The 24,294-nt window shown below is 63.5% G+C and carries 23 protein-coding genes; 15 read left to right on the top strand and 8 right to left on the bottom strand.

The window, feature by feature from the left end:
- Nucleotide 1 precedes the first annotated feature (1 nt).
- Together mnmE and rho are read right to left on the bottom strand one after the other, a co-directional pair.
- Nucleotides 2–1,288: a tRNA uridine-5-carboxymethylaminomethyl(34) synthesis GTPase MnmE gene (gene mnmE / locus AC04PT_RS05215; protein ID WP_482872512.1), complete on the bottom strand. Its 1,287-nt coding sequence runs from the start codon at nt 1,286–1,288 to the stop codon at nt 2–4.
- 13 nt (nt 1,289–1,301) lie between these two features.
- Entirely contained in the window at nt 1,302–2,573 is a 1,272-nt protein-coding gene (rho, locus tag AC04PT_RS05210) for a transcription termination factor Rho (protein ID WP_482872511.1), read from the bottom strand.
- A 564-nt stretch (nt 2,574–3,137) separates the two neighbouring features.
- Between rho and AC04PT_RS05205 the strand changes: the two genes are divergently transcribed.
- Genes AC04PT_RS05205 through dnaQ form a run of 4 tightly spaced genes read left to right on the top strand, consistent with a single transcriptional unit; the run spans nt 3,138 to nt 5,833 of the window.
- Nucleotides 3,138–3,737: a Maf family protein gene (locus AC04PT_RS05205; protein ID WP_482872510.1), complete on the top strand. Its 600-nt coding sequence runs from the start codon at nt 3,138–3,140 to the stop codon at nt 3,735–3,737.
- Nucleotides 3,734–4,564, top strand: coding sequence for a shikimate dehydrogenase (locus AC04PT_RS05200; protein ID WP_482872509.1), 831 nt, complete (start codon nt 3,734–3,736; stop codon nt 4,562–4,564). The genes AC04PT_RS05205 and AC04PT_RS05200 overlap by 4 nt, the downstream gene beginning before the upstream one ends.
- Nucleotides 4,561–5,154: a dephospho-CoA kinase gene (coaE, locus tag AC04PT_RS05195; RefSeq protein ID WP_482872508.1), complete on the top strand. Its 594-nt coding sequence runs from the start codon at nt 4,561–4,563 to the stop codon at nt 5,152–5,154. The genes AC04PT_RS05200 and coaE overlap by 4 nt, the downstream gene beginning before the upstream one ends.
- Entirely contained in the window at nt 5,147–5,833 is a 687-nt protein-coding gene (gene dnaQ / locus AC04PT_RS05190; RefSeq protein WP_482872506.1) for a DNA polymerase III subunit epsilon, read from the top strand. Before coaE ends, dnaQ begins: the two co-directional genes overlap by 8 nt.
- A 66-nt stretch (nt 5,834–5,899) precedes the next feature.
- On the opposite strand, the gene secB is transcribed toward dnaQ, so the two are convergent.
- Both secB and AC04PT_RS05180 read right to left on the bottom strand, forming a co-directional pair.
- The gene (gene secB, locus AC04PT_RS05185; RefSeq protein ID WP_482872505.1) at nt 5,900–6,412 is read right to left on the bottom strand and encodes a protein-export chaperone SecB; all 513 of its coding nucleotides are present in this window, start codon (nt 6,410–6,412) and stop codon (nt 5,900–5,902) included.
- A 52-nt stretch (nt 6,413–6,464) separates the two neighbouring features.
- Nucleotides 6,465–6,962 (bottom strand): FxsA family protein, encoded by a 498-nt coding sequence (locus AC04PT_RS05180; protein ID WP_482872504.1) that lies wholly within the window; start codon nt 6,960–6,962, stop codon nt 6,465–6,467.
- A 108-nt stretch (nt 6,963–7,070) separates the two neighbouring features.
- Between AC04PT_RS05180 and AC04PT_RS05175 the strand changes: the two genes are divergently transcribed.
- The 3 genes from AC04PT_RS05175 to AC04PT_RS05165 are packed head-to-tail and all read left to right on the top strand — an operon-like array spanning nt 7,071 to nt 9,367.
- A complete protein-coding gene (locus AC04PT_RS05175; protein WP_482872503.1) occupies nt 7,071–7,730 on the top strand; it encodes a Tim44/TimA family putative adaptor protein in 660 nt (219 codons plus the stop codon).
- Between the two features lie 51 nt (nt 7,731–7,781).
- Nucleotides 7,782–8,777, top strand: coding sequence for a murein transglycosylase A (gene mltA, locus AC04PT_RS05170; protein ID WP_482872502.1), 996 nt, complete (start codon nt 7,782–7,784; stop codon nt 8,775–8,777).
- Entirely contained in the window at nt 8,774–9,367 is a 594-nt protein-coding gene (locus AC04PT_RS05165) for a Smr/MutS family protein (protein WP_482872501.1), read from the top strand. Before mltA ends, AC04PT_RS05165 begins: the two co-directional genes overlap by 4 nt.
- On the opposite strand, the gene AC04PT_RS05160 is transcribed toward AC04PT_RS05165, so the two are convergent.
- Nucleotides 9,351–10,571 (bottom strand): MFS transporter, encoded by a 1,221-nt coding sequence (locus tag AC04PT_RS05160; RefSeq protein WP_482872500.1) that lies wholly within the window; start codon nt 10,569–10,571, stop codon nt 9,351–9,353. The two genes, AC04PT_RS05165 and AC04PT_RS05160, sit on opposite strands and share 17 nt — an antisense overlap.
- 48 nt (nt 10,572–10,619) lie before the next feature.
- Nucleotides 10,620–11,744 carry a polysaccharide biosynthesis/export family protein gene (locus AC04PT_RS05155; RefSeq protein WP_482873072.1) on the bottom strand — a complete coding sequence of 375 codons (1,125 nt, stop codon included), beginning with the start codon at nt 11,742–11,744 and terminating at the stop codon, nt 10,620–10,622.
- A 111-nt stretch (nt 11,745–11,855) separates the two neighbouring features.
- Here AC04PT_RS05155 and AC04PT_RS05150 point away from each other — a divergent pair, with 111 nt between their 5' ends.
- From AC04PT_RS05150 to AC04PT_RS05140, 3 genes are all read left to right on the top strand, one after another.
- A complete protein-coding gene (locus AC04PT_RS05150; protein ID WP_482872499.1) occupies nt 11,856–12,701 on the top strand; it encodes an NAD-dependent epimerase/dehydratase family protein in 846 nt (281 codons plus the stop codon).
- A complete protein-coding gene (locus AC04PT_RS05145) occupies nt 12,698–13,318 on the top strand; it encodes a sugar transferase (RefSeq protein ID WP_482872498.1) in 621 nt (206 codons plus the stop codon). The genes AC04PT_RS05150 and AC04PT_RS05145 overlap by 4 nt, the downstream gene beginning before the upstream one ends.
- Before the next feature lie 180 nt (nt 13,319–13,498).
- On the top strand, nt 13,499–15,406 hold the full coding sequence (locus AC04PT_RS05140; protein ID WP_482872497.1) for a polysaccharide biosynthesis protein: 1,908 nt from the start codon (nt 13,499–13,501) through the stop codon (nt 15,404–15,406).
- A gap of 18 nt (nt 15,407–15,424) precedes the next feature.
- Here the strand turns inward: AC04PT_RS05140 and AC04PT_RS05135 are convergent, their stop codons facing one another.
- Both AC04PT_RS05135 and AC04PT_RS05130 read right to left on the bottom strand, forming a co-directional pair.
- On the bottom strand, nt 15,425–16,105 hold the full coding sequence (locus tag AC04PT_RS05135) for a YjbF family lipoprotein (RefSeq protein ID WP_482872496.1): 681 nt from the start codon (nt 16,103–16,105) through the stop codon (nt 15,425–15,427).
- The gene (locus AC04PT_RS05130; protein ID WP_482872494.1) at nt 16,102–18,222 is read right to left on the bottom strand and encodes a YjbH domain-containing protein; all 2,121 of its coding nucleotides are present in this window, start codon (nt 18,220–18,222) and stop codon (nt 16,102–16,104) included. The genes AC04PT_RS05135 and AC04PT_RS05130 overlap by 4 nt, the downstream gene beginning before the upstream one ends.
- Before the next feature lie 202 nt (nt 18,223–18,424).
- Between AC04PT_RS05130 and AC04PT_RS05125 the strand changes: the two genes are divergently transcribed.
- From AC04PT_RS05125 to AC04PT_RS05105, 5 genes are all read left to right on the top strand, one after another.
- The gene (locus AC04PT_RS05125; protein ID WP_482872493.1) at nt 18,425–19,270 is read left to right on the top strand and encodes a flagellar motor protein MotB; all 846 of its coding nucleotides are present in this window, start codon (nt 18,425–18,427) and stop codon (nt 19,268–19,270) included.
- 86 nt (nt 19,271–19,356) lie between these two features.
- Nucleotides 19,357–20,655 (top strand): flagellar hook protein FlgE, encoded by a 1,299-nt coding sequence (locus tag AC04PT_RS05120; RefSeq protein WP_482872492.1) that lies wholly within the window; start codon nt 19,357–19,359, stop codon nt 20,653–20,655.
- Nucleotides 20,656–20,683: 28 nt separating this feature from the next.
- Nucleotides 20,684–22,141 (top strand): flagellar hook-associated protein FlgK, encoded by a 1,458-nt coding sequence (gene flgK / locus AC04PT_RS05115; protein WP_482872491.1) that lies wholly within the window; start codon nt 20,684–20,686, stop codon nt 22,139–22,141.
- The gene (locus AC04PT_RS05110) at nt 22,141–23,151 is read left to right on the top strand and encodes a flagellin (protein WP_482872490.1); all 1,011 of its coding nucleotides are present in this window, start codon (nt 22,141–22,143) and stop codon (nt 23,149–23,151) included. Before flgK ends, AC04PT_RS05110 begins: the two co-directional genes overlap by 1 nt.
- Before the next feature lie 5 nt (nt 23,152–23,156).
- The gene (locus tag AC04PT_RS05105; protein ID WP_482872489.1) at nt 23,157–24,260 is read left to right on the top strand and encodes a flagellar basal body P-ring protein FlgI; all 1,104 of its coding nucleotides are present in this window, start codon (nt 23,157–23,159) and stop codon (nt 24,258–24,260) included.
- Nucleotides 24,261–24,294 lie beyond the last annotated feature (34 nt).

The following is a 24,294-nucleotide window of genomic DNA, read 5'->3' as shown; positions in this document are numbered from 1 at the left end:
CCTACTTTCCGACGCAGAACCGCGAGAAGATTTCATCCAGCAAATCTTCTACATCCACACGGCCCAACAAACTTTCAAGAGCCCGAATCGCGATCCGCAATTCTTCGGCCGCTATATCATATCCATCAGGACCTGCGCGCACCCATTGCTGAGCGACGGCCAGTCCAGCCAATGCGCGTTCCATGCCTTGGCGGTGCCGCATATGCGTGGCCAGTCCAGCGCCCGCGCTGCGCGCCGTCAACACATCGGTGATCTGAGCCACAAGATGATCTATACCAACACCCGATATAGCGGAAATTCCATTGCCGACCACATCATGCAGATCAGCCTTCGACACCGCGAGGATATCGTCCGGCTGAAGTTCAAAATCCGGCTGATCCCCAGGCTCGACCAGGACAACACGCAAATCCGCCATGGCCGCGCGTTCGCGGGCGCGTGACACGCCTATCGCCTCGACCGCATCCTCGGTCTCACGAAGACCGGCCGTATCCAGCAATGTGACCGGCAGACCGTTCAGGTCCATCCGCACCTCGATCACGTCGCGCGTCGTCCCCGCAATATCCGACGTTATGGCAGCATCCCGGCCAGCCAAGAGGTTCAGCAGCGTCGATTTCCCGACGTTCGGCCGGCCAATGATGGCGACTTCGAAGCCGTTGCGAATGCGTTCCGACACCGCGACACCCTCGACCTGACGCGATATGCCGCCACGAACTTCATCCAGAAGCTCCGTCACCTCGGGCGAGACGTCGACAGGCACCTCTTCGTCGGCAAAATCGATGGTCGCTTCCAGCAGCGCAGCCGCGCGCACCAGCTGTTCGCGCCAGCCCGTCACCACGCGCCCGAGATCGCCCGACAACACGCGCAAAGCCTGGCGTCTTTGGGCCTCGGTCTCGGCATCGATCAGGTCGGCAAGCCCTTCGGTCTGGGCCAGGTCCATGCAGTCGTTCTGAAAGGCGCGTCGGGTGAACTCACCGGGTTCGGCCAGTCGCAGGTTGTCCACCTGCCCCAGTTCGTCCAGCACCTTGCGCACCACGGCGATGGAACCGTGTACCTGAAGCTCGATGACATCCTCGCCTGTGAAGCTGGCGCCTTTGGCAAAACACAGCACCAAAGCCTCGTCGATCCGCCGTGCCGCCCGGTCCTTCAACACGCGCAGGCCGGCCTTGCGTACCGGCGGCAGCGTGCCGCAAAGCAATCGGCCCGCGGCGAACGCCTGCGGGCCTGAAATGCGAATGACCGATACGCCGGCCTTTCCCTGGGCAGATGCCAGGGCAAAGATCGTGTCCATTGCCGCCTCCGGCTCAGGTGTTCATCGAATCGAAGAACTCCGAGTTGGTCTTGGTCTGCTTGAGTTTCGACAACAGGAATTCCACCGCGTCGGTGGTTCCCATCGGGTTGAGAATGCGCCGCAGCACGAATGTTTTCTGCAAATCTATCTTGTCGATCAGCAGGTCCTCTTTCCGCGTGCCGGACTTCAGGATGTCGATCGCCGGGAAGACACGCTTGTCGGCCACCTTCCGGTCAAGCACGATCTCGCAGTTGCCGGTGCCCTTGAATTCCTCGAAGATCACCTCGTCCATGCGGCTGCCGGTGTCGATCAGCGCGGTCGAGATGATGGTCAGCGACCCGCCCTCTTCGATGTTCCGCGCCGCACCGAAGAAGCGTTTCGGGCGCTGCAGGGCGTTGGCATCGACACCGCCGGTCAGGACCTTGCCAGAAGACGGCACAGTCGTGTTGAAGGCGCGACCAAGGCGCGTAATCGAATCCAGCAGGATCACCACGTCGCGCTTGTGTTCGACCAGCCGTTTGGCCTTTTCGATCACCATTTCCGACACCGCGACGTGCCGCGTTGCAGGCTCGTCGAAGGTCGAGGAAATCACCTCGCCCTTCACGCTGCGCTGCATGTCGGTCACCTCTTCCGGCCGCTCGTCGATCAGCAGAACGATCAGGTAGCATTCCGGGTGATTGGTTTCGATCGAATGGGCGATGTTCTGCAGCAGCACCGTCTTACCGGTCCGCGGCGGCGCCACGATCAGCGCTCGCTGGCCTTTGCCGATCGGCGACACCAGGTCGATCACCCGCGCAGAGCGGTCCTTGATCGTCGGGTCCTCGATTTCCATCTTCAGCCGCTGGTCGGGATAGAGCGGCGTCAGGTTGTCGAAGGCGATCTTGTGCTTGGCGCGCTCGGGATCCTGGAAGTTGATCGCGGTGACGTTCACCAGCGCGAAATAGCGTTCATTGTCGTCGGGCGCGCAAATCTCGCCCTCGATGGTGTCTCCGGTGCGCAGCGAGAACTTGCGGATCATCGTCGGCGAGACATAGATGTCGTCCGGACCCGGCAGATAGTTGGCTTCCGGCGAACGCAGGAACCCGAAACCGTCCTGCAGGACCTCCAGCACGCCGTCGCCCGAGACCTTCCAGCCTTCGTCCGCGCGTTCGCGCAGGATCTGGAACATGATCTCGCCCTTGCGCATGGTCGAGGCGTTCTCGATCTCCAGCTCTTCCGCCATGGAAAGCAGGTCCTTGGGGCTTTTCGCCTTCAGGTCAGCAAGGTTCAGATGCTCTTCTGTCATGGGATATCCGGGCCTGCGCCGACACTCGGCGTCCTGGCTTCATCTTTGAATGGGAATACACGTACCGGACGGTACAGGTCATCACCTAGACAGCGAGACCTTCAAAGTCAATCTCTGCATTTTTCTGAGCCGATCGGGCAGGCCAGAGACGCGGGGCTCCCGGTCATCCTTCCTTAAAAAGAGAATAAAGAAAGAATTGATTTTGAGAGTAGGGAGTGGCCGACTTGTGGATTACCGATCCCTGCCCCGGCTTATCAACACTGTGCGCGACATGCGGAGAGGTTGAAGGCATATCCAAGGGACTTGCTGAAAGATCGACTAATTTCATCCTAAATTCAGATGGTTATCGGAACTCCACCACTCGAGCCGCCTGTGCATATCGCAGGGTACAATCCGCGGACGGACCGACTTTCCCCCGATCTTCGAGATATGCTTTTCCCTTTGTGTTCCCTTTTCCGCTACCGGGCTGAAATTCGGCAATTCATCCCCTGCTCCGTCTCGACCTTGGCGTTTCGCACATATAGTCACTGTCCTGTCCCTGTGTCCTTCCACGGAATGATCCACATGCCGAAATCCATCGTTCTTGCCTCCGGCTCCAAGATCCGCGCCCGGCTTTTGCGGAATGCCGGCCTCGAGATCGACGTGTTGCCGGTGCGAATCGACGAATCAGCCATCAAGCGGTCGGTACAAGATGACGGCGGAAGCCCGCGCGATATCGCCGACCTGCTGGCCGAGATGAAGGCCGCGAAAGCCGCCGCCAAACGGCCCGACGCATTGGTCCTTGGCTGCGATCAGGTGCTCGACCTGGGCGGAGACCTGCTATCGAAACCGGACACACCGGAAGAGGCCGAGGCGCAGCTTCACCATCTCAGTGGCCAGCGGCACAAGCTTCTGTCGGCCTGCGTGGCCTTCGACGACGGTGCGCCGGTCTGGCGCACGGTCGGCGTGGTGAGACTGCACATGCGGCAATTGAGCGACGGCTACATCTCAGACTACGTTGCCCGCAATTGGGACAGCATCCGCCACTCGGTCGGTTCGTACAAGCTTGAAGAGGAAGGCGCGCGCCTGTTCACCGCAATCACCGGCGATTACTTCACCGTGCTTGGACTTCCCCTTCTCGACCTGTTGAATTGGCTGACGATTCGCGGGGAGATCGAGACATGAGCGACAACGTGCCCCTGGCAGGTGTCATCGGCCAACCGATTCATCATTCGATGTCGCCGGTGCTGCATGGCCATTGGCTGCGGCGCTACGGGATCAGGGGCCACTACGTGCCGATGGAGGTTGGTGCGAAGGATCTGATGGACGTGCTCAGGGCGATGCCGAAGATGGGGTTCGTCGGCACCAACGTCACCATTCCGCACAAGGTCCGGGTGCTTGAGGTTGCCGATCAGATCACCGACCGCGCAACCATCATCGGCGCGGCCAACACGCTGATCTTTCGCCGTGACGGCGGAATTTTGGCAGACAATACAGATGGTTACGGATTTCTTGAGAACCTCCGGCAGGGTGCGCCGCACTGGCAGGCCTCGGACGGGCCGGCGGTTGTGCTGGGCGCGGGCGGTGCCTGTCGCGCGGTTGTGTCCTCGCTGATCGACGCCGGCGTTCCCAAGGTGATGGTGTCGAACCGGACCCGGATCAAGGCTGAGCAGTTGCAGCACGAATTCGGAAAACGCGTGCAGGTCGTCGACTGGGTGCAGGCCGGCAATGTCATGGAAGAGGCGGCCTTGGTGGTGAACTCCACCTCGCTCGGGATGACCGGCCAGCCGGAACTGCGGGTGCCGCTGGACGGGTTGCGGCCGGGCACGGTGGTCACCGATCTGGTCTACAATCCGCTGCGCACGCGTCTGCTGGACGAGGCAGACAGGCGCGGCTGTCACATCGTGGATGGCTTGGGCATGTTGTTGCATCAGGCGGTGCCGGGCTTCGAACGCTGGTTCGGTCGCCGCCCCGAAGTGGACGAAAACCTCAGGCTGGCCGTCCTGCCATGAGCTTCCGGCTCGGGCTGACCGGTTCTATCGGCATGGGCAAATCCACCACCGCTGCGATGTTTGCCGACGCGGGTTGCGCGGTCTGGGATGCCGATGCCGCCGTGCACAAGCTCTACGCCCGGGGCGGCGAGGCCGTGGCGTCGATTGCCAACGCCTGGCCAGAGGTGATCGTGGACGGCGCCGTGTCGCGCGAATCCTTGAAGCAGGTGATCGCGGGCGACGCCGCAGCCCTACCCCGGCTGGAGCAGATCGTGCATCCGCTGGTGGCGCAGGACCGGGCGGAATTTGCCGCGCAGGCCGGCGTTCCTATCACTGTCTTCGACATCCCCCTGCTTTACGAGACCGGCGGCGATGCGCAGATGGACGCCGTCGCGTGTGTTTTCGTGTCGCCGGAGGAGCAAAGGGCCCGCGTGCTTGCCCGCGGCACCATGACAGAGGCGCAATTCCTGCAAATTCTCGGCAACCAGATGCCGATCGAGGAAAAACTCGCCCGCGCGGATTACCGGATAGAGACCGACACGCTTGAACATGCCCGCGCGCAGGTGGCAGAAGTGGTTGGGGACATCAAGGCGAGGATGGCAGATGCGTGAGATCGTGCTCGACACGGAAACCACGGGCTTCGACCCCGACACCGGCGACCGCATCGTCGAGATCGGGGCGGTCGAGCTTTACAACCACGTGCCCACCGGCCGCACCTATCACCAGTACATCAACCCCGAACGCAACATGCCGAAGGAAGCCTTCGAGGTGCACGGGCTGGGCGATGATTTTCTCCGCGACAAGCCGCTGTTTCGCGATGTCGGGCAGAGTTTTCTCGATTTCGTGGCCGATGACGCCAAGCTGGTGATCCACAATGCCAGCTTCGACATGAAATTCCTCAATGCCGAACTGGGGTGGTGCAAGCTGCCTATCATCGCGATGGACCGCGCCATCGACACCGTCGCGATGGCACGCAAAAAGTTTCCCGGCTCGCCTGCGTCGCTAGACGCCCTCTGCCGGCGGTTCAACATCGACAACTCGGCGCGGACGCTGCACGGGGCGCTGCTCGACAGCGAAATCCTCGCCGAGGTTTATCTGGAGCTGATTGGCGGACGTCAGCCGGGGCTTGTTCTGGCCGGGGTGGAACGCACCAACGTGGCCAGCGGCGGGGCATGGAAGCCTGCGCCGCGTCCGGAGCCCCTGCCCCCCCGCATTACGGAAGAAGAGCGCGCCGCCCATGCTGCATTTGTTGCGGCGATGGGCGAAGACGCGCTCTGGAACCGGATATAGGCCGGCAAACGGGATGGGGACCGCGGGTGCCGGGCTGAAGCCCGGCCTACGGTTTTGCCTGAGGTCTCAGTTGGCCGTTTCGCTGGCCTGCTTCTGCTCGGCCTGCCGGCGCATGATCTCGTTGCGATAGAGCGCAACGAAGTCGATGGTTTCGAGATTCACCGGCGGGAAACCGCCATCGCGGGTGATATCGCTGACGATGCGACGCGCGAAGGGGAAGATCATCCGCGGGCATTCGATCAGCAGGAACGGGTGCAGCTGATCGTCGGGCATGTTCTCGATGTTGAAGATGCCGGTGTAGTCCATCTCGAGGATGAAAAGCACGTCTTCGTTGCTCTTCGACTTCGAAGTGATCTTCAGCTTCAGCGTGACTTCGAATTGGTTCGGGGCCGCGCGCTTCTTGGCGTCCAGATTGACCTGCACCTGCATGTCGGGCTGGACCTCGCCCGAGGTGCCCTTGGTCGCCAGGATGTTTTCGAACGACAGATCGCGCACGTATTGCGCCAGCACGTTCATCTTGGGGGGTTTCGGCGTCTCGGTCTGTGCCGCTGCGCCGTTTTCGGTTTCGTTCTCGGCCATTGTCATCTCCGCAATTGGGTTTGCGGTGCTTTACCAGCCTGGTGGGCAAGGCTCAATGGTCGCTCCAGCCCGAAGGCCTGCCCGATCCGCGGTTTTCCGGCGGCACCTCGGTGTATTCTGCGTCGATCACCGTGTCACGCGGGCGGCGCGGGTCATGCGGGGCGTGCGGATCGCGCGGACCGCGGCCCATTTCGAAGCGCTGCACCTTTACCCGTTTGCGAATGAAGTCATAGACCGCCTGCCGCACCGGCGGCAGCAGCAGCGCAAAGCCCACCGCATCGGTGAAGAACCCGGGCGTCAGCAGAAGCGCCCCGGAGAACAGGATCATCGCGCCGTCGGCCAGCGGTTTCGTCGGGTCCTGCAGGTCGTTGAACGACCGTTGCAGGCTGGCAATCGCGTGTCGACCCTGCTGGCGCACCATCATCGTACCGGCAATCGCAGTCAGGATCACGATCAGCAAGGTCGGCCAAAGACCGATGGCCCCGCCGACCTGAATGAACAGTCCGATCTCGATCAAGGGAACGAGGATGAAGGCCAGAAGAAGATACATTTGTGTAATCCCGAAGGGTTGCGGTTCGTGCGGTGGACTTGCCCCCACACACGCCTTACATAAGTGCAAGTTCAACCGCTTTCAAAGCGCGCCAGTCATGAGGTCCCGATGAATTCGCCCCTGCTCCAGCTTCTTGTCCTTGCTGGCATCGCCGTATTCCTGATCTTGAGGCTGAAGTCCGTGCTGGGCACGCGCGACGGGTTCGAGAAGCCTCCGCTGCCCAAGGGCACCACGACACCCGGCCGGCGGCGCGACTTCGAGGTAATCGAGGGCGGCCCTGATCGCGACATCACCGATTATGTCCCCGAAGGCAGCGACACCGCGCAGGCCCTGACCGAAATGAAGCGTGTCGAACCGTCGTTCAGCGTTTCGGAGTTCATGGGTGGCGCGCGCGGCGCTTATGAGATGATCCTGATGGGCTTTGAACGCGGCGATCTGGCCGAGATCAAGCCGTTCCTTGCCGAAGACGTCTATGAAACCTTCGCCGAGGTGGTCGAGGCGCGCGAGGAGCAGGGCCTGACCATCGAGGCCGATTTCGTCGGCGTGCGCGAACTGACCCTGCAAGGCGCTTCCTTCGACAAGGCCTCGGACCGGGCCGAGATCACCATGAAGTTCATCGGCGAGTTGACCCAGGTGGTCCGCGACCGTTCGGGCGAGGTGATCGAGGGCAGCCCCAGCCAGGTCAAGAAACAGAAGGACGTCTGGACCTTCGCCCGCACCATGGGGTCTGACGACCCGAACTGGGTTCTCGTCGCAACCGATGAGTGACCCGGTGCGATGCGGAGGTTGCTTGCCCTTCTTGGCTTGATCGGCCTGATGATGAGCGCGCCCCCCGCCATGGCCGAAATCACCTACAAGGTGCTCGACTTCTCCGATCTCGACGGGTGGGAGGATGACGACCACACCGCCGCGCTGCACGTCTTCCGCAACACCTGCCGCGACATGCGCGGGCCGGACTGGAAAGCCTTGTGCGCGTTGGCGCATGACATGGACGACGGTCGCGCGTTCTTTGAACTGACCTTTCGTCCGGTGCTGATCGAGGACGGTCAGCCGATGCTGTTCACCGGCTATTTCGAACCGGAGCTGGATGGCTCGCGGGTGCGGACCTCGCGCTTTCGCTATCCCGTCCACCGGATGCCCGCCGAGGCGCGGCGCAACCAGCCGTGGCTGTCGCGGCAGGAGATCCTGACCTCGGGCACCATGGAGGGCCGGGGGTTGGAAATCGCCTGGGTCGACGATCCGGTGGAACTGTTCTTCCTGCAAATCCAGGGCTCCGGCCGTATCCGCATGAATGACGGCTCGATGGTGCGGGTGGGCTATGCCGGCAAGAACGGGCACGAATACCGCTCTGTCGGGCAGGAGTTGGTGCGTCGCGGTGTCTATAACGCGCACCAGGTTTCGGCCGCGGTCATCAAGAACTGGGTCAAGCGCAACGGGCCTGTGGGCGAGGAACTGCTTTATCACAACCCGTCCTACGTGTTTTTCCGCGAGGTTTCGGAGGTGCCGGCCGACAAGGGGCCGCTCGGGGCGATGAACCGGTCGATCACCACGATGCGGTCGATCGCGGTGGACCCGTCGATCGTGCGCCTCGGCTCTCCGGTCTGGATCGAAAAGGACGGCGCAGACCCGATGCGGCGGCTGATGGTGGCGCAGGATACCGGTTCGGCCATCAAGGGCGCACAACGCGCGGACATATTCTTTGGCACCGGGGACAAGGCCGGCCAACTGGCCGGACGGCTGCGCGATCCGGGGCGAATGCTGGTGCTGATGCCGATCCAGCGGGCCTATGCGCTGCTGCCGGAATCGGTGCAATGAAACGCAAGCGTGGCTTGCGACCGGACGAGGCGGAATTGTGGGGGCAGGTGGCGAAGACCGCCATTCCGATGCACAAGAAGCGCCCAGCCGCCGCGCCGAGGCCGGATCCGAAGACGCCCGCACCCGCGAAGCCGAAGGCCAAGGCCGAGATTTCCAAGTTCCGCATTGGTGAAAAGGCCTCTGGCCCGCCGGCGCGGCACAAGCTGCAACCGTCGCTGTCCGACAGGCTGGCAGCCGAGCCGCCGGCGATGGACAAGAAGGCGTTTCACCGGCTGAAGCGCGGCAAGCTGAAACCCGAGGCGCGCATCGACCTGCACGGCATGACGCTGGACCGGGCGCATCCGGCGCTGATCGGTTTCATCCAGCGGGCGGCGGCGCAGGACCTTCGGCTGGTGCTGGTGATTACCGGCAAGGGCAAGGTCAAGGACGATGGCGGCCCGATCCCGCAGCGGCAGGGCGTGCTACGCCATCAGGTGCCGCAATGGCTGCGGATGGCGCCACTGGCACCGTTGGTGTTGCAGATCAGCGAGGCGCATCTGAAACACGGTGGCCACGGGGCGTTCTACGTCTATCTCAGGCGGCGACGGTAAGGCGCGCGCGGGCACGGCCGACGCCGATCATCATCATCACCGTGGTGAAGACGAAAAAGGCCGCGACGCCCAGATACTGGGATTCGATGCCAACACCCAGGTCGATCAACAGCCCCGTCAGCCCCGGACCCAGCGCCGAGCCCAGCACCATGACGGCTGCGGCCATCGCCTTGATCGCGCCAAGGTGAGCGGTGCCGTAGAATTCGGCCCAGAAGGCATTGGGCAGGGTGGCATTGGCACCGGTGGTCAGCGCGAGGAACAGGAAACCGATCAGCGCCGACGCCGGTGAACCGGCGATGGCGAAGGCCACGAAGGCTGCGACCATCGGCAGTTGGTAGAACGGGATCAGCCGCGCGGTGCCGGTCCGGTCGAGCAGCCAGCCCGAGGCGATCATCGAGATCACGCTGATGCCGGTGTAGACGGGAAACAGCGCCACAAGGTCGAGATGCGCCCACCCCTTGACCTCGGCGAAGTGGACCTGCTGAAAGAAAAAGGCGGTGTTGAAGGCGGACGGTCCCAGAAGGGCGGGGATCATGAACCAGAACAGCTGGGTGCGCAGTGTCTGGCCACGGGTCCAGTGACGGCCGCCCATCCCGGTGCTCTGGCCGCTTTGCGCAAGGCTTTGCGGCGTGCGTTCGGTGCGCAGAAGCAGCAGCAGGATCGGTATCCCGGCCATGGCGATACCCGCCGAGAGGATCCACAGCATCCGCCAGTCCCAGATCGCCAGCAGGGCGACGAAGATGAACGGCAGGAAGGCTTCGCCTACGGAAAACCCAAGGTGCGCGATCGACAGGGCCTTGCCGCGCGAGGCCACGAACCAGCGCGCCATGGCAACCGCCGAGATATGCACCGTCATCCCCTGTCCGGTCAGCCGCAGCGCGAAGATCACGGCGGGCAGCAGCCAGACCGTAGACACCGCCATCGACAGGCAGGCGAAGGCCAGCATCACCAGCACGACGGAGCCCAAGACCCGGGCGCGGAACAGATCGGTCAGCCCGCCGGCCCAGACCATCACCGCAGCCGACAGCGTGGTGCCGAGCGAGTAGATTCCGCCCCACTGGCCGTGGCTCAGCCCAAACTCGGCACGGATTTCACCGGCGAAGAGCGAAATGAAGAAGGTCTGCCCGAAGCTCGACAGGAACGCCAGAAGCGCCCCGGCAGCCAACCAGGGCGCGTTGTCCGCCAGAAAAGAGCGCGTGCGCACGATATCAGCTCCTCAGGCACGTCGCGCCGGAGGCAGTCGTGCGGTGAACTAGTTGGAAACGGTCCGGGCGGTCGAGGCCACCTGGGCCGTGGTGCCGAGAGCTGCGCCGAACAGGGACAGGATTGTCCGAATTGCGACGACGGGCGACTCGGTTGCCAGAACGGTATCATTCGGGTTTATCAGGAAATTCCGCGCCGCGAACAAGCCATCGGCCGATGTCAGATCGAGCGAAAAGATCACCTGTTGATGGTTGGGGCCATTCTTCGGCTCGGCCACCACGGCGGAGGCAGGGTATTCGCGCAGGACGAGGATGCCCTGAGGATCGGCGCGGTTGTCGTCCAGCCCGCCCATCAGTGACATCGCCTCAAGCGCGGTGACGTATTCCTTGGGGAAGTGGATCAGCTGTTCCGACCCGGATGCGCCAAGCGCGGTGAAGACGCGTTCGTCCTGTTGCACGATAATCTTGTCGTCGCCGTGCAGGCGCGTGTTCTTGGCCGGGCTTGCGAAAAGATCCTTGGCCGGTATGGAGTAGGTCCGGTCGCCCCGCTGCAACGAGACGATGGGATTGCGCAGACCGTCGCGAATTCCGCCTGCAAGGGCGATGATGTTGAGGATCGACGTATCGCGATTAGGCAGCGGAAAGGCCCCGGGGCTGGCAACGCCGCCCACGACCGAGACCGAATTGCCGACGCCGGCGGACGAGGTCAGCTGGACCTGCGCGTCCGGGGCGATGGGGGCCAGCTCGAACTGGATGCGCTTGCGCGCGCCGTCGGCGGTAAGCCCGTTGACGACAACGTCACCGACATAGGGCACGAAAACCGTCCCGTCGGCGGAAACGACGAGACCTTCCATTGTGGTGGTATTCGATCCGATGGGCGTCAGCAGCGAGTTTTCCTGTGCGTCCCAGATCCGCATGTCGACGCGGTCGCCGACGCGCAGCACCTGGCTTTGCGGGCCACGGCTGGCCTTGATCCAGTGGAACGAGCCGGTCCAGCCGGTCACCGGCCAGTCGGCGATCAGCGCGGCGTTGGCGCGGGTGACGGGGACAAGGTCGAATTGCGCGTCCTCGGTGCCGGCTTCACGGGTGACTTCGCGCTGTAGCGCAGCCCCGCGCGGCAGGTTACCGCAGCCGGCGACGGCGAACATCAAGACAACGGCAATCAGCCGCAACATAATCGACACGAAGACATCCCCCGATCATCAACGCTAGGTCCACCAACTTTCTAGCCGCTCTTTGCGGTGATAGACAGACCGGGAATTCAATAATTCAGATGGTTTGCCCGCGTGTCACCCGACGATCAGAAGATAAGTGTCCTCGTGCTGGGCGCCACTGGCCGGACGGCGCGGATGCTGCGCCATGTCTGGGCGGAAAAACCGCCGCAAAACATGCACTTTCATTGGGTCGGACGGCGCGCTGCGCCGGGTGTCGACATTGTCTGGCAGGAAGGCGCTTCTGTGGAGTCGTTGCCACAGTGCAAATCCGTTCTCGCGCTGTGGGGGGTGGTGGGCGGCTTGCCTGACCTGCTGGCCCGTAACGCCGCGCTGGCACAAGAGGCGCAACGCGCTGCGCGTCACTGCGGCGCGGACCGGGTTTTTCACGCGTCGTCCGCCGCGGTCTATGCGCCGTCGGACGAAAGGTTGACCGAAACAGACCCGTGCCTGCCGCGCAATGATTATGGCGAGGCGAAGCTGCGAATGGAACAGGCGCTCGCGCGTGCCGAGCCCAAACCGGTCTGCCTGCGGATCGGCAATGTCGCCGGGGCAGGGGGGTTGTTCGACTCTCTTTCTAAGCCTGAGCCGTTGCAGCTGGACCGGTTTGCCGATGGCAGCGGCCCGAAACGCAGCTATATCACGCCGCGTGCCTTGGCGTGGATACTCGAGGGTCTGATGCGGCTGCCGGTGGACCAGCTGCCCGGCGTGCTGAATGTCGGGGGACGTGACCCTGTCGCGATGGAAGACATCGTCCGCGCCGCCGGACGCGCGTTCAACTGGCAGCCTGCGCCCGAGGGTGCCTTGCCGGTGATGGCGCTGGATGTGACACGCCTGCTGGGGCTGGTCGATCCCGGTACGGACAGCGCGGAGGCAGCGGAATTGGTTGCTCAGTGGCGGCGTTACGGAGAGGGTGCATGACGCTTCAGAAACGCATTTTCGATATCGTCATCGCGCTGCTGCTCGCGGTTGTGCTGAGCCCGCTTATCCTTGGCGTGGCGCTGGTGATCCTGCTGCGGGACGGGCGGCCGGTGCTCTATGTGTCCGAGCGGATGAAGACCCCGGACGAGGCCTTCGCGCTCTACAAGTTCCGCACCATGCGCCAGTCGCAGGAGAATTCCGGCGTGTCGGGCGGAGACAAGTCGGCGCGGGTCACCCGAACGGGCCGTTTCCTGCGCGCCACGCGGCTGGATGAGCTTCCGCAACTGCTGAACATCCTGCGCGGCGATCTGAGCTTCGTCGGACCGCGCCCGCCGCTGCGCATGTACGTCGAGCGGTTCCCCGAGGTCTATGCCGAGGTTCTGAAGTCGCGTCCCGGCGTTACCGGGCTTGCCACGTTGGCCTTTCATCGCCGCGAGGAGCAGTTGCTGGCGCGATGCAGCACCCCGGAAGAGACTGATTCGGTCTATGCGCGGCGCTGCGTGCCGAGAAAGGCACAGCTGGACCTGGTTTACGCGCACAACCAGTCGCTGTGCTATGATTTCCGGCTCATGCTGGCTACGGTTTTGCGCGCTGTGCCCCTGCGCAGACGCCGTTGACGGTCCAACCGCTGGAAATTTGGGCGGAAACCCGCCATAGGGACAGATAATTTTTCGAAATGAGCGCCGTCTGTGGCAAGGACAGTGCCGTGTGAAGAAACTGCAAAGATTGGCGTGACAGGTCGCCACACGGCCTTTGGACGCCGATATCGGCCGGCCTGTCAGACGAGGTAGACGTAGATGCTGCACGGAATTCTGGTACGCATGAGCCGTGGGCAAAAGGCAGCCGTCATAGCCGCCATCGACGTCTTTCTCGTCTCGTTCTCTTTCGTTGCGTCGAATTCGCTGCTGATCGGACAGATGCCTACAGCACACGTGCTGCGGGCCAGCCTGCCTTATCTGGCTGGAATGATCCCGGTGGCGCTGGCGGTTATCCTGTATTTCGACCTGCACCGGACCAAGCTGATCGCCTATGAGCTTAAGGGTGTTTTGCAGACCGCATTCATGGCGGCGGCGACCGGGGTGGCTGGGCTTCTGGTCAGCCTTGCCTACGGTGCGCGGATTTCGCCGCAGCTGTTCGTGATCGCCTCGATGATCCTGCTGATTTCCTCGGCCGGGTCGCGGCTGATCCTGCGCGAGGTGGTGATCCGGATCTATCGGCGCGGCAAGGCGCTGAAGCGGGTGATGATCTATGGGGCAGGGCGGACCGGGCAGCAGCTGGCCTCGGCGCTGCTGACCGATATCGAACTGTCGCTGGTGGGTTTTGTCGACGACAACCCGGCAATGCACGGGCTGACCATCGCGGGCAACAAGGTGCACCCGCCCGCCCGTCTCGAGACCATGGTTGAAAACCAGGGTGTGGACAGGATCATTCTTGCGATGCCCTCGGCCAGCGAGGCCGACAAGGCGCGCATCGCCCGGCAACTCAGTCATCTGCCCTGTGAAGTCCATATCATGCCGTCGTTTGCGCAGATGCTTCTGAACCAGGGCGCGCGGACCCTGACCAAGCCACTGGATTTCTCGAAGCTGCTGGGGCGCAACCACCTTGAAGCGGAATTGCCCGGGGTGAGCGACGCTTACGAAGGCAAATGCGTGCTGGTCACCGGCGCCGGCGGGTCGATCGGGTCCGAGCTGTGCCGTCAGATCGCCATGTGCCAGCCGTCCAAGCTGATCCTTTTCGATCACTCGGAGCTGATGCTTTATAACATCCACCGCAAACTGCATGCGATCCAGCATGACGTCGAGATCGTGTCGATCCTCGGCTCGATCTGCGAACCGCAGCTGGTGGAGCGGGTGTTCCGCGAACACGCGATTGACGTGGTGCTGCATGCCGCAGCCTACAAGCACCTGCCGCTGCTGGAAACCAACGACATCGAGGGGATGCGCAACAACGTGCTGGGCACGCGTGTCGTTGCAAATGCCGCGCGCAAGTACGAGGCCGAACGCTTCATCCTGATCTCGACGGACAAGGCGGTGCGGCCGACCAGTGTTCTCGGCGTGTCGAAGCGGCTGGCCGAGATGTTGGTGCAGGACCTCTCGACGCGCTCGGGCAAGACGCTTTATTCCATGGTGCGTTTCGGCAACGTGCTGGGCTCGTCCGGATCGGTCATCCCGCTGTTTCAGGATCAGATCGCGCGGGGCGGGCCGGTCACGGTGACCCATTCCGACGTCACCCGATATTTCATGACCGTCAGCGAAGCGGTGCGGCTGGTCCTGCTGGCCGGCTCGTTCTCGCGCGGGGGGGATGTCTTCGTGCTCGACATGGGCAAGCCGATTTCGATCTGGCAGGTGGCGCGGAAGATGATCCAGAACTCGGGCTACACGGTGCGCGACGCCGCCAATCCTTCGGGCGATATCGAGATCCTGTTTACCGGTCTGCGCCCCGGCGAAAAGCTTGAGGAAGAGCTGCTGATCGGGACCGACATGCTGACCACGCCGCATCCGAAAATCCTGCGCGCGCAGGAGGGGCACTTGTCCGAGTTGGAGATGGCGAACGTGTTGCAGGACCTGCGCAAGGCCATCGAGATGCACGACAGCACCACCGTCAGCCAGATTGCGGAGCGCTGGGTCGAGCGGCGCCTTGAGGACGCGGTTGCGCTGTCCGAAATCGAGGGCGCGCGCAGCGAAGAGGGCGCGAGCGCAGGCTAAGCGCCGCGCCTTACGAAATCAGAAGCGGATTTGCCGGATGGTAGCATAGCCTTGAAGCGAACCGAACCACTGGCGTGAGGCGACGACCCGCCCGCGAGTGTCCACCTGATAGGTGTTGGTAAAGCGCTCCGGTCCGTTCTGCTGAGTGCAGGTTTCCGTCATCGCGGTCAACCCGCCACCCGTGGGTGCCGCTTGGACCGAACAGGTGAAGCGCAGCCGCTCGGTTATCTCCTCGCCATTCAGGAAACGCAGCTCGCGTGTCGTGGTGCCGCCCCGCCGTGCCGCGATCAGGGCGGGAAGGGACCCGAGATCAGCCGACATCAGGTCGCCACCTAGCCCGCGGGTGCCGCGCGCAAGGCCGTTTTGCAGTGCAACCGTCTGCCGCGCCGAGGTGGCATAGACCCGGATGTTGCCGCTGCGCTCGATCTCGAGAAGGGCCGCGCTGGACCCGCTGTTGGAAAAGTCGATCAACACGATCGGCAGATCGGTCGTGGCGGCGACCCGCTGCAACTGCTCCGGCGTGACACGCTGCGGACCGACGGTTTCGCCGCGCGAGAGGGTCCTGTCCAGCACGCTGCGGCCGATTGCCAGGGTATCGGTATAGTCCTCGCCGCTGGTGCAGCCGGACAGCAGACCGGCAAAGCCCACTGCTGCCAGCGTCGCACGTCCAAGGGACCGGGTCTTCGAAGTCACGCTCATCTCCAGAACCTGCCCCACGTCTTGGCCATTTCGGGCTGATGATAGCTGCGCACCTGTTCGTACAGCCGGTCGTTCACGTGCAACCGGGCGCCGCCGTCGCGGGTCAGCGATTGCAGCGCCAACGTGCTGCGTCCGGTCGACGGCTGGGCCGAGACGGTGCCAACCGGAATGGTGATCCGGATGCCCTTGTCGAACGAGCCTTCGCCGAAATCCTCGAACGGAACGTCGGTCAGCGTCGCATAGGCCCCGACCCGCCAGCCGTTGACGAATTCGCGGTCGACCGAAACGGTGGCCCCGTAATCGCCGGCCAGGTAGCGACCGACATCCAGCTGTCCGTGGAAGCCGTTGCCGAAATCGTAATAGGCCGAGACGTGGCCGTTGAAGTCGGGGATGGTGCCGGTTGCCGTATCCGAGGACCGCAGGCCGAAACCGCCGTCGAAGTCACGCGGCTTGACGAAGTTGATCTCGGCGCCCAGCGCGAGACGGCTGTCGACAGGTTTCCACAGCAATTCGCCCGAGACACCGGCGTACATCGATTCAAGGTAGCCTGCTGTCACCCGGCTGTAGGTTTCAGGCGCGGGGCGTCCGAAATGGGTCAGGGTCAGGTGCTCGACGGCGGGATCGCCTTCGGCCAGATATTTCGGTCCGTCCGTGCGCACCCTGGGCAGCGGCGACGATGTCTCGCGGTCGATATCGTCGAGATTGCCGGCAAGGTTCTTGATGACCGACCCGGACACCAGCAGATTGGCGGTTGGCCGGTACTGGGCCTGCGCCCGCACGCCCAGACCGACGCGAAGTGGCTCTTGCGGGTCGAATGCGCTGATGTCCAAGTCGGGCAGGATCGCCCAGCCGAACCTCGGATATTGATCATCGAAGGCTGAAGGCGCCAACCGGAAGCCATCGGATATCTGCGTCCGGGCGAGGATCTCGGCGTTGTCCTCATGCTCCAGCGCCTCGAGGTCCGAGCGGCGGAAGGTCAGGGCCGACAAAGCCATGCCATTCACTACCGGCACGATCACGAAGGTTTCGACCGAAGCGGGCAGGTTGCGGGTCATCGCCCGTGCGGTGCGCCCAACGGCCTGCGGCACCTGTCCGTACTTCGGGTTGCGCAGGCGGACGGTGGCGCGGGTCGGTTCCAGCGACAGACCGGCCAGCACCAGCCCGTCCTTGGTCATCGCCTTGTCGAGCAAGCGCCGGTAACTTTCGGGTCCGGCGTCCACCCAGCCCAGATCCTGCCGCGCCCCCGGCACACGCCGCTTGACCGGGAGCGGTGCGGATTCCGAACCGCCCGGTGTCGGGGCTTCCTTCAGGTTGGTGTGAAAGCTGAGCTGTGCGCCGACGGTGTTGCCGTGGGCATGGTAGAGCGACAGTTGCGCACCGTTGTCAAAGCGGTAATCGACGCCGAAGTTCCACGGCGAATCGTCTTCATGCTCACCGAACCGGCTTTCCACGGCATAACGATCCGAGGAATATTCGACCGAGAATGACAGGTTGCGAGTGGGTGCGTAGCTGACCCCGCCGAAGGCCGCCGCATCGCCGCGGAACCAGCGCTCGAAGCTTGGCACGCCGCCGCGGCCGATATCGTCATCCGGCCGCTCGCCGAAGCCGCCGATCGGGTTACGCGATCCCAGCCGGCCCCAGCCGATGCCGCCGGTGACCTGCAGGCCCGGCGCGACTTCCTTGGTGGCGACAATGTATTCGCCCGAGAAAAGCCCGGTACCGGCAAAATCCTGAAGTCCAACGGTGACACCCGGCATCAGGTCGGATTCGTGCAGCACCTGGTAGCGGATGTCGAAACTGCGGTCGTAATAGACCCCGTCGACCGCGCCTTCGATGGGCAGGTTGTCGATTCGCGAATAACGGAAGCTGCCCGACAGCCTTGGGGTTATCTGGAAGCTTGCGGTCAACCGCGTCTGATCGCCGGCATGACCGCCCGTGAACGACAGCGTGGCTTCGGGTGCGGCGGTGCCGGTGGGCATGTCGATCAGGCCGGGCGCGCCGTACAGATTGTACGACGGGACACCTTCGGCGATAGCGGACGGTCCGCTGAACGCCATCATCCCGACAGCCAGTGCCGTAACGCTGCCTTTCAGCGTGGCTCGCATGGTATTCGGCATGACATCGCCCTGTCCCTGATCCTCCGCAGAAGTGTTAAGGGCAACCTCGGGGCAAGTCCATCGCCGGACCGGCGAAAGCCCGCCAATGTGGCAAAATCCGAACGGTGAAGCCAAAGCGTGAAAAAGGCGCAATCTTAGATGTTAAGTCCGCGGTAACAGCCGCTCTGTTATCAAGACCTTGGGTGAAATAGGTGGTGAGATCATGGCAGCTGACGGAAACGTCGCGCCGGTTATCATCAAAAGGAAAAAGGTCGTTGGCGGCGACGGGCACCATGGTGGTGCCTGGAAGGTCGCTTATGCGGACTTCGTGACCGCCATGATGGCGTTCTTCCTTTTGATGTGGCTGTTGAACGCGACAACTGAAGAACAGAGAAAAGGCATTGCGGACTTCTTCGCACCGACCATCCCGCTGGTGAGGGTATCGGGCGGCGGCGCAGGCCCGCTGAACGGCGACAGCGTGATGTCCCAGCAGATCAAGGCACAGAACGGCACCGGCGCGACCAGCCTGCATACGACAGCGCATCAGCAATCCGGCGGCACCGCGGGCCAGGACGAGGGCAGTTCCGGCGAGGCCGACAGGTTTCAGGAACAGGCCAAGATCATCGAAGAGGCCCTGTTTGGCACCGGAGGCGAAAGCCTTGTCATGGAAAATACGCTGAAGCACGTGGTCCTGAAAACAACCGACGAAGGCCTGGTGGTCGAATTGTTCGAACTTGATGACAGTCGGCTGTTCGACGACGCCGGCCATCCGACCGAGGTGCTTGCGGTGCTGGCGGATGCCTTGGCCGAGGCCGCCCGCACCGTCGACAACCCCGTCGCCATAGAAGGCCACGTGCCCACGAGCCCCATCGTGGTACGTGAGAACGTCGTCTGGGACGTGTCGGTCGCGCGTGCGCAGACCTTTCGCGGGTTGCTGGAACTCGAGGGCATGTCGAGCACGGACATGGCGCGAGTGACCGGACATGCCGACCGTGAGCTGGCGGTGGACAACCCCCTGGCGCTGCGCAACTCGCGGCTGGAGGTGATCTTCCTGCGCCAGCCAAACTAGGGCAGATTTTAGCTGTTAGGCGGGCGTTAAGGGCGCCCGTCTATCTGTTGCATGCAGATGAAGCGATGCAGCAGAAAGGCGTGTCCATGACGATTTCCTCTTCCTTGAATGCCGGGGTGGCCGGGTTGACCGCGAATGCCACCCGGTTGGCCACGATCTCCGACAATATCGCGAATGCCTCGACCTACGGCTACAAACGGATGGAAACCGACTTTCATTCGCTGGTGCTGGGCCAGTCGAACCGAAGCTATACCGCCGGCGGCGTGCGCACCAGCACACAGAGGATGGTCGATCAGAGCGGGTCGCTGATCACCACGTCGAACCCGACCGACCTTGCGGTGCGCGGGCGCGGCATGTTTCCCGTGACCAGCGCTGCAGAGGTGCGGGCACCGGGCAGCGAGCCCGAAATGCTGCTTGCCACAACCGGATCGTTCCGCATCGATGAAGATGGCTATCTGGCAACGCCGTCCGAACTCGTGTTGATGGGCTGGCCGGCAAATCCCGACGGTTCGATACCGTCCTATTCACGCGATACCGCCGATGCGCTTGTGCCGATCCGTTTCGCGCAGAGCCTTGTCGGCGACCCCACCACCCGGGTCGACATCAGCCTGAACCTGCCGGCAACCCAGACCATCGCGGGCGGCTCTGGCGACCCCTATAACCTGTCGATCGAATACTACGACAACCTCGGTACCTCGCAGACCGTCGCCATGGCCTTCACGCCGACCGTGCCGGCCAGCGGATCGTCGAACGAATGGACGATCACCATGACCGATTCCGCGCAGAACGGCGCGGTGATCGGCGAATACGTGGTGACCTTTGACGACAGCCGGACCTCAGGCGGAACGATTGCCTCTGTCGTCACCAATACGGGCGGCACCTATGACCCCCTGACCGGCGAAGTGGTCGTCAACGTGGAGGGTGGCCCGATCTCATTCGACATCGGCGCGGTAGGTGAGAACCAGGGCCTGTCGCAACTGTCCGACAGCTTCGCACCGATTTCGATCACCAAGGACGGATCGCCGGTCGGCAACATGACCTCGGTCGAGGTCGACGAGAACGGCTATGTCTACGCGATCTATGACAGCGGCGTGACCGAGCGGCTGTATCAGATCCCGCTGGTCGACATGCCCAATCCGAATGGGCTGACCGCGCTGGACGCGCAGACCTATCGCATTTCGCCAACCAGCGGATCCTTCTTCCTGTGGGATGCCGGTGACGGCCCGACCGGCGACGTGAAGTCCTTCGCCCGCGAGGAATCGACGACCGACGTCGCGACCGAGCTGACGTCGATGATCCAGACCCAGCGGGCCTATTCGTCGAATGCCAAGGTGATCCAGACCGTCGATGAGATGCTTCAGGAAACCACCAACATCAAACGCTAAGGCGCTCGCGCCGGAACCGAGGTGACAGATGTCCTTTACCGGGTCCATTACAAACGCCCTGTCGGGCTTGCGCGCCGCGTCGATGGCGGCCGAGCTGGTGTCGTCAAATCTGGCGAACTCGACCAACGAAAACTACGCAACCCGGAACCTCGAGGTCTCGTCCCGCATCAACGGTGCGTCGGGCGGGATCACCATCGACGCGGTCACCCGCGAGGTGAACGCGCCGCTGCTGGACGAATGGCGGCGCGCGCAATCCGGTACTGCCGAGCTCGATGTGGCCACCGGCTTCCTGACGCGGACGGAGCGTCTGTTCGGCTCGCCCGACGAGGCCGGCTCGCTCTCGGGTCTGATGAACCGGTTCGAAGGCGCGCTGGTCACGGCGGCTGCGCGTCCCGACCTTGCCAACCGGCAGGCGGATGTCCTTTCCAGCGCGCACAACCTGGTGACCGCTTTTGGCAGCGCGTCATCCGGACTTCAGGCCCTGCGCTCCGAGATTGACGCCGACATTGGCCGGATGGTGAGCGACCTCAACGGCCACCTCTCGAACCTCGAGGATATCGGCGCGCGCATCGCAGCCGCAGAGAAAAACGGCGAGAACCCGCAGGCGCTTTATGACTTGCGGCAGGAAACCATCGACAAGGTTGCCAAGATCGTGCCGGTGCGGGTCATGCCGCGCGATCATGGGGCTGTGGCGCTGGTCACCACCTCCGGTGCCGTGCTGCTTGAGGGTCGCGCTGCCCAAATCGAATTCACGCCGCAAGGCCTGGTTACCGAATTCATGACCGCGCAGAACGGGCTGTTGTCGGGTCTGACCATCGATGGCTTCGATAACCCGCTCGGATCCGACGACAGCCGCATCCGTGGCGGCAGCCTTGCCGCACTGTTCGAATTGCGCGACGAGACGCTGGTCGGCTATCAGGCAGAGGTCGACGCCCTGGCCCGCGACCTTGTGGAACGCTTTCAGGATAGCGGGCTCGACCCCACGATAGGCGCCGGCGCGGCCGGTCTGTTCACCGACGGCGGCACCGCCTTCAACCCTGCCGACGAGGTCGGGTTGTCACGCCGGTTGGCGATCAACGGGCAGGTCGATCCGGACGCCGGCGGCGCGCTCTGGCGGTTGCGGGATGGTCTCTACGCCGGCGCCGAAGGGCCTTCGGGCAACGGCACCCTTCTGCTCGGCATGATCGACCGGTTGGGCGAGGACCGCCCCGTCGCCTCCGGCAGCCAGACCGGTATGTCCGTCGACATGGCTGGCCTGACCGCGACCTTGCTTACCGGCATCGGCTCCGATCTGTCGCGCAGCGAGGCGCGGCTCAGCTATTCCGCCGCCCGCAGCGCGGAGTTGACCGAGCAGAAACTGCGCACCGGTGTCGATACCGACACCGAGCTGCAGAAGCTGATGCAGATCGAAAAGGCCTATACGGCCAACGCCCAAGTCCTGAAAACCGTCGATGAGATGCTCGACGTCCTGCTGAGGATCACCTGATGAACCTGACCACGATCGGCGACCTCTCGCGCAGCTTCGTCATGCGCCATACCCAGGCTGACCTCAAAGCCGAATCGCAGCGACTTCAGGTCGAATTGACCACCGGCCTGGCCGCCGATACGCGCAGCCATCTGTCGGGCGACTACGCGCACCTCGGCGACATCGAGCGCAGCCTGACGCTGCTCGAAACCTACCGCTTTGCCATCACCGAAGCCGATACCATGACGATTGCCATGCAGGGCGCGCTGGGCGTGGTGCAGGAGGTGTCCTCCGATCTCTCTGCCGGTCTCCTGCTGGCGGCGCAGTCCGGTGCGCATCAGGGGCTGGCAACTGTCTCCGAAGATGCCGAGAACGCGTTTCGCACCATCATCGGCAAGTTCAATACCAGCGCCGCCGACCGCAGCCTTTTCGCCGGCGCCGCCTATGACACCGCCGCCCTTGCGGACAGTTCCGACATGTTGACCTCGCTACGCGCTGCGGTGGCGGGCGAGGTGACGCTGACCGGCATAGAGGACGCCCTCGACACCTGGTTTGACGACCCCGCCGGCGGGTTCGCGACCATGGGCTATGTCGGGTCCGACACCGACGGCACGCCCCTGCAATTGTCCGAGGACGTCCGCGTCGGCCTGTCGATCCGAGCCGATGACCAAGTGTTCCGCGATGTGATGAAGGCCACCGCGTTGGCGGCGCTGGCTGGGGATGAGACGCTGGCATTCGCCCCGAATCTTCAGCAGGCGCTGGTGACCCAGGCTGGCACCGACCTAATCGAGCTTCAGCCCGAGCTGACCGACACCATCGCCGGGCTGGGCCTTGTCCAGTCGCGGATCGAAGAGAACAAGGTCCGCAATGAAACCGCTGCCTTGACGCTGGAAATGTCGCGCAATGCGTTGCTCGGCGTCGAGCCCTACGAGGCCGCCACGCGGCTGGAGCAGGTGCAGACCCAGATCGAAACGCTTTATGCGGTGACGGTGCGCGCCTCGCGCCTGTCGCTGCTGGATTTCATGAGGTGAACCCCGTGCTGCGCAGCCTATTCATCTCACTGGTTCTGATTCTTCAGCCCGCACTTGCGGCGGCCAGCCCGATCCGGCTCAAGGACCTTGTCGAATTCGACGGTGTGCGCGGCAATGATCTTGTGGGTTACGGCCTCGTCGTCGGGCTTGACGGCAGCGGCGACGGTCTGCGAAACGCGCCCTTTACCGAAGAGATCATGACCAACATTCTCGAGCGGCTGGGGGTCAACGTCACCGGTGAGCAGTTCCGGCCGAAGAACGTGGCCGCCGTCTTCGTCACCGCCACGCTTCCGCCCTTTGCCCGGTCAGGAAGCATGATCGACGTGACCGTCTCGGCCATCGGCGACGCCAAGAGCCTCTTGGGCGGCACGCTGATCATGACGCCGCTCAATGCCGCCGACGGAGATATCTACGCCGTTGCGCAGGGCACCGTCATCTCCGGCGGGGCCAAGGCCGAGGGCGATGCCGCACAGGTCACCTTCGGCGTGCCGACCGCGGGCGTGATCCCGGCAGGCGCCCGCATCGAACGCGAGGTCGATTTCGATCTGGCCTCGCTCGAGGTCATGCGGTTGGCCCTCAGAGAGCCCGATTTCACCACCGCCGCGCGGATCGAACGTGCGATCAACCAGGCTTTCGGCCGGCAAGTGGCGCTGATGCTGGATTCCGGCACGGTCCGGCTGGATATCGGATCGACCGGGGCACGGTCGACGGCGCATGCGCTGGGCCGGATCGAGAACATCCTCGTCGAGCCGGAGCGCAAGGCCCGCGTTGTCGTGGACCAGCGGTCCGGCACGATCGTCATGGGCGAAGATGTGCGCATATCCCGGGTGGCGGTCAGCCAGGGCAACTTGACGCTGCGGATCGAGGAGGCACCCGTCGCCGTTCAGCCGAACCCCTTCGCGGAAGGCGAGACGGTCATCGTGCCACGGACCAGAGCCGAGATCGAGGAAGAACCCGGCATCAACCTTGCCGAAGTGCCCGACGGAACTTCGCTGTCCGAGGTGGTGGCGGGTCTGAATGCGCTGGGCGTGGCACCGCGCGACATGATCGATATCCTCAAGGCGATCAAGGCCGCCGGAGCGTTGCACGCGGAATTCGTGGTGCGCTGAAGATAGCGGCGTTTCAGGGAGGGCCGCAGTGATT

Source organism: Litorisediminivivens sp. KMU-197, assembly GCF_056858395.1.
The sequence above is the reverse complement of the archived record's forward strand: the minus strand, read 5'-3'. Positions and strand labels throughout refer to the sequence as shown.

What these genes read in the sequence shown, in the direction of transcription:
- AC04PT_RS05120 (WP_482872492.1), top strand. Translation starts at nt 19,357, where the DNA reads ATGACGATTTCCTCTTCCTTGAATGCCGGGGTGGCCGGGTTGACCGCG.
- AC04PT_RS05130 (WP_482872494.1), bottom strand. Translation starts at nt 18,222, where the DNA reads ATGCCGAATACCATGCGAGCCACGCTGAAAGGCAGCGTTACGGCACTG.
- AC04PT_RS05155 (WP_482873072.1), bottom strand. Translation starts at nt 11,744, where the DNA reads ATGTTGCGGCTGATTGCCGTTGTCTTGATGTTCGCCGTCGCCGGCTGC.
- flgK (WP_482872491.1), top strand. Translation starts at nt 20,684, where the DNA reads ATGTCCTTTACCGGGTCCATTACAAACGCCCTGTCGGGCTTGCGCGCC.
- AC04PT_RS05135 (WP_482872496.1), bottom strand. Translation starts at nt 16,105, where the DNA reads ATGAGCGTGACTTCGAAGACCCGGTCCCTTGGACGTGCGACGCTGGCA.
- AC04PT_RS05110 (WP_482872490.1), top strand. Translation starts at nt 22,141, where the DNA reads ATGAACCTGACCACGATCGGCGACCTCTCGCGCAGCTTCGTCATGCGC.
- AC04PT_RS05175 (WP_482872503.1), top strand. Translation starts at nt 7,071, where the DNA reads ATGAATTCGCCCCTGCTCCAGCTTCTTGTCCTTGCTGGCATCGCCGTA.
- AC04PT_RS05165 (WP_482872501.1), top strand. Translation starts at nt 8,774, where the DNA reads ATGAAACGCAAGCGTGGCTTGCGACCGGACGAGGCGGAATTGTGGGGG.
- secB (WP_482872505.1), bottom strand. Translation starts at nt 6,412, where the DNA reads ATGGCCGAGAACGAAACCGAAAACGGCGCAGCGGCACAGACCGAGACG.
- AC04PT_RS05145 (WP_482872498.1), top strand. Translation starts at nt 12,698, where the DNA reads ATGACGCTTCAGAAACGCATTTTCGATATCGTCATCGCGCTGCTGCTC.
- AC04PT_RS05125 (WP_482872493.1), top strand. Translation starts at nt 18,425, where the DNA reads ATGGCAGCTGACGGAAACGTCGCGCCGGTTATCATCAAAAGGAAAAAG.
- AC04PT_RS05180 (WP_482872504.1), bottom strand. Translation starts at nt 6,962, where the DNA reads ATGTATCTTCTTCTGGCCTTCATCCTCGTTCCCTTGATCGAGATCGGA.
- AC04PT_RS05205 (WP_482872510.1), top strand. Translation starts at nt 3,138, where the DNA reads ATGCCGAAATCCATCGTTCTTGCCTCCGGCTCCAAGATCCGCGCCCGG.
- mnmE (WP_482872512.1), bottom strand. Translation starts at nt 1,288, where the DNA reads ATGGACACGATCTTTGCCCTGGCATCTGCCCAGGGAAAGGCCGGCGTA.
- coaE (WP_482872508.1), top strand. Translation starts at nt 4,561, where the DNA reads ATGAGCTTCCGGCTCGGGCTGACCGGTTCTATCGGCATGGGCAAATCC.
- AC04PT_RS05200 (WP_482872509.1), top strand. Translation starts at nt 3,734, where the DNA reads ATGAGCGACAACGTGCCCCTGGCAGGTGTCATCGGCCAACCGATTCAT.
- rho (WP_482872511.1), bottom strand. Translation starts at nt 2,573, where the DNA reads ATGACAGAAGAGCATCTGAACCTTGCTGACCTGAAGGCGAAAAGCCCC.
- dnaQ (WP_482872506.1), top strand. Translation starts at nt 5,147, where the DNA reads ATGCGTGAGATCGTGCTCGACACGGAAACCACGGGCTTCGACCCCGAC.
- AC04PT_RS05140 (WP_482872497.1), top strand. Translation starts at nt 13,499, where the DNA reads ATGCTGCACGGAATTCTGGTACGCATGAGCCGTGGGCAAAAGGCAGCC.
- mltA (WP_482872502.1), top strand. Translation starts at nt 7,782, where the DNA reads ATGAGCGCGCCCCCCGCCATGGCCGAAATCACCTACAAGGTGCTCGAC.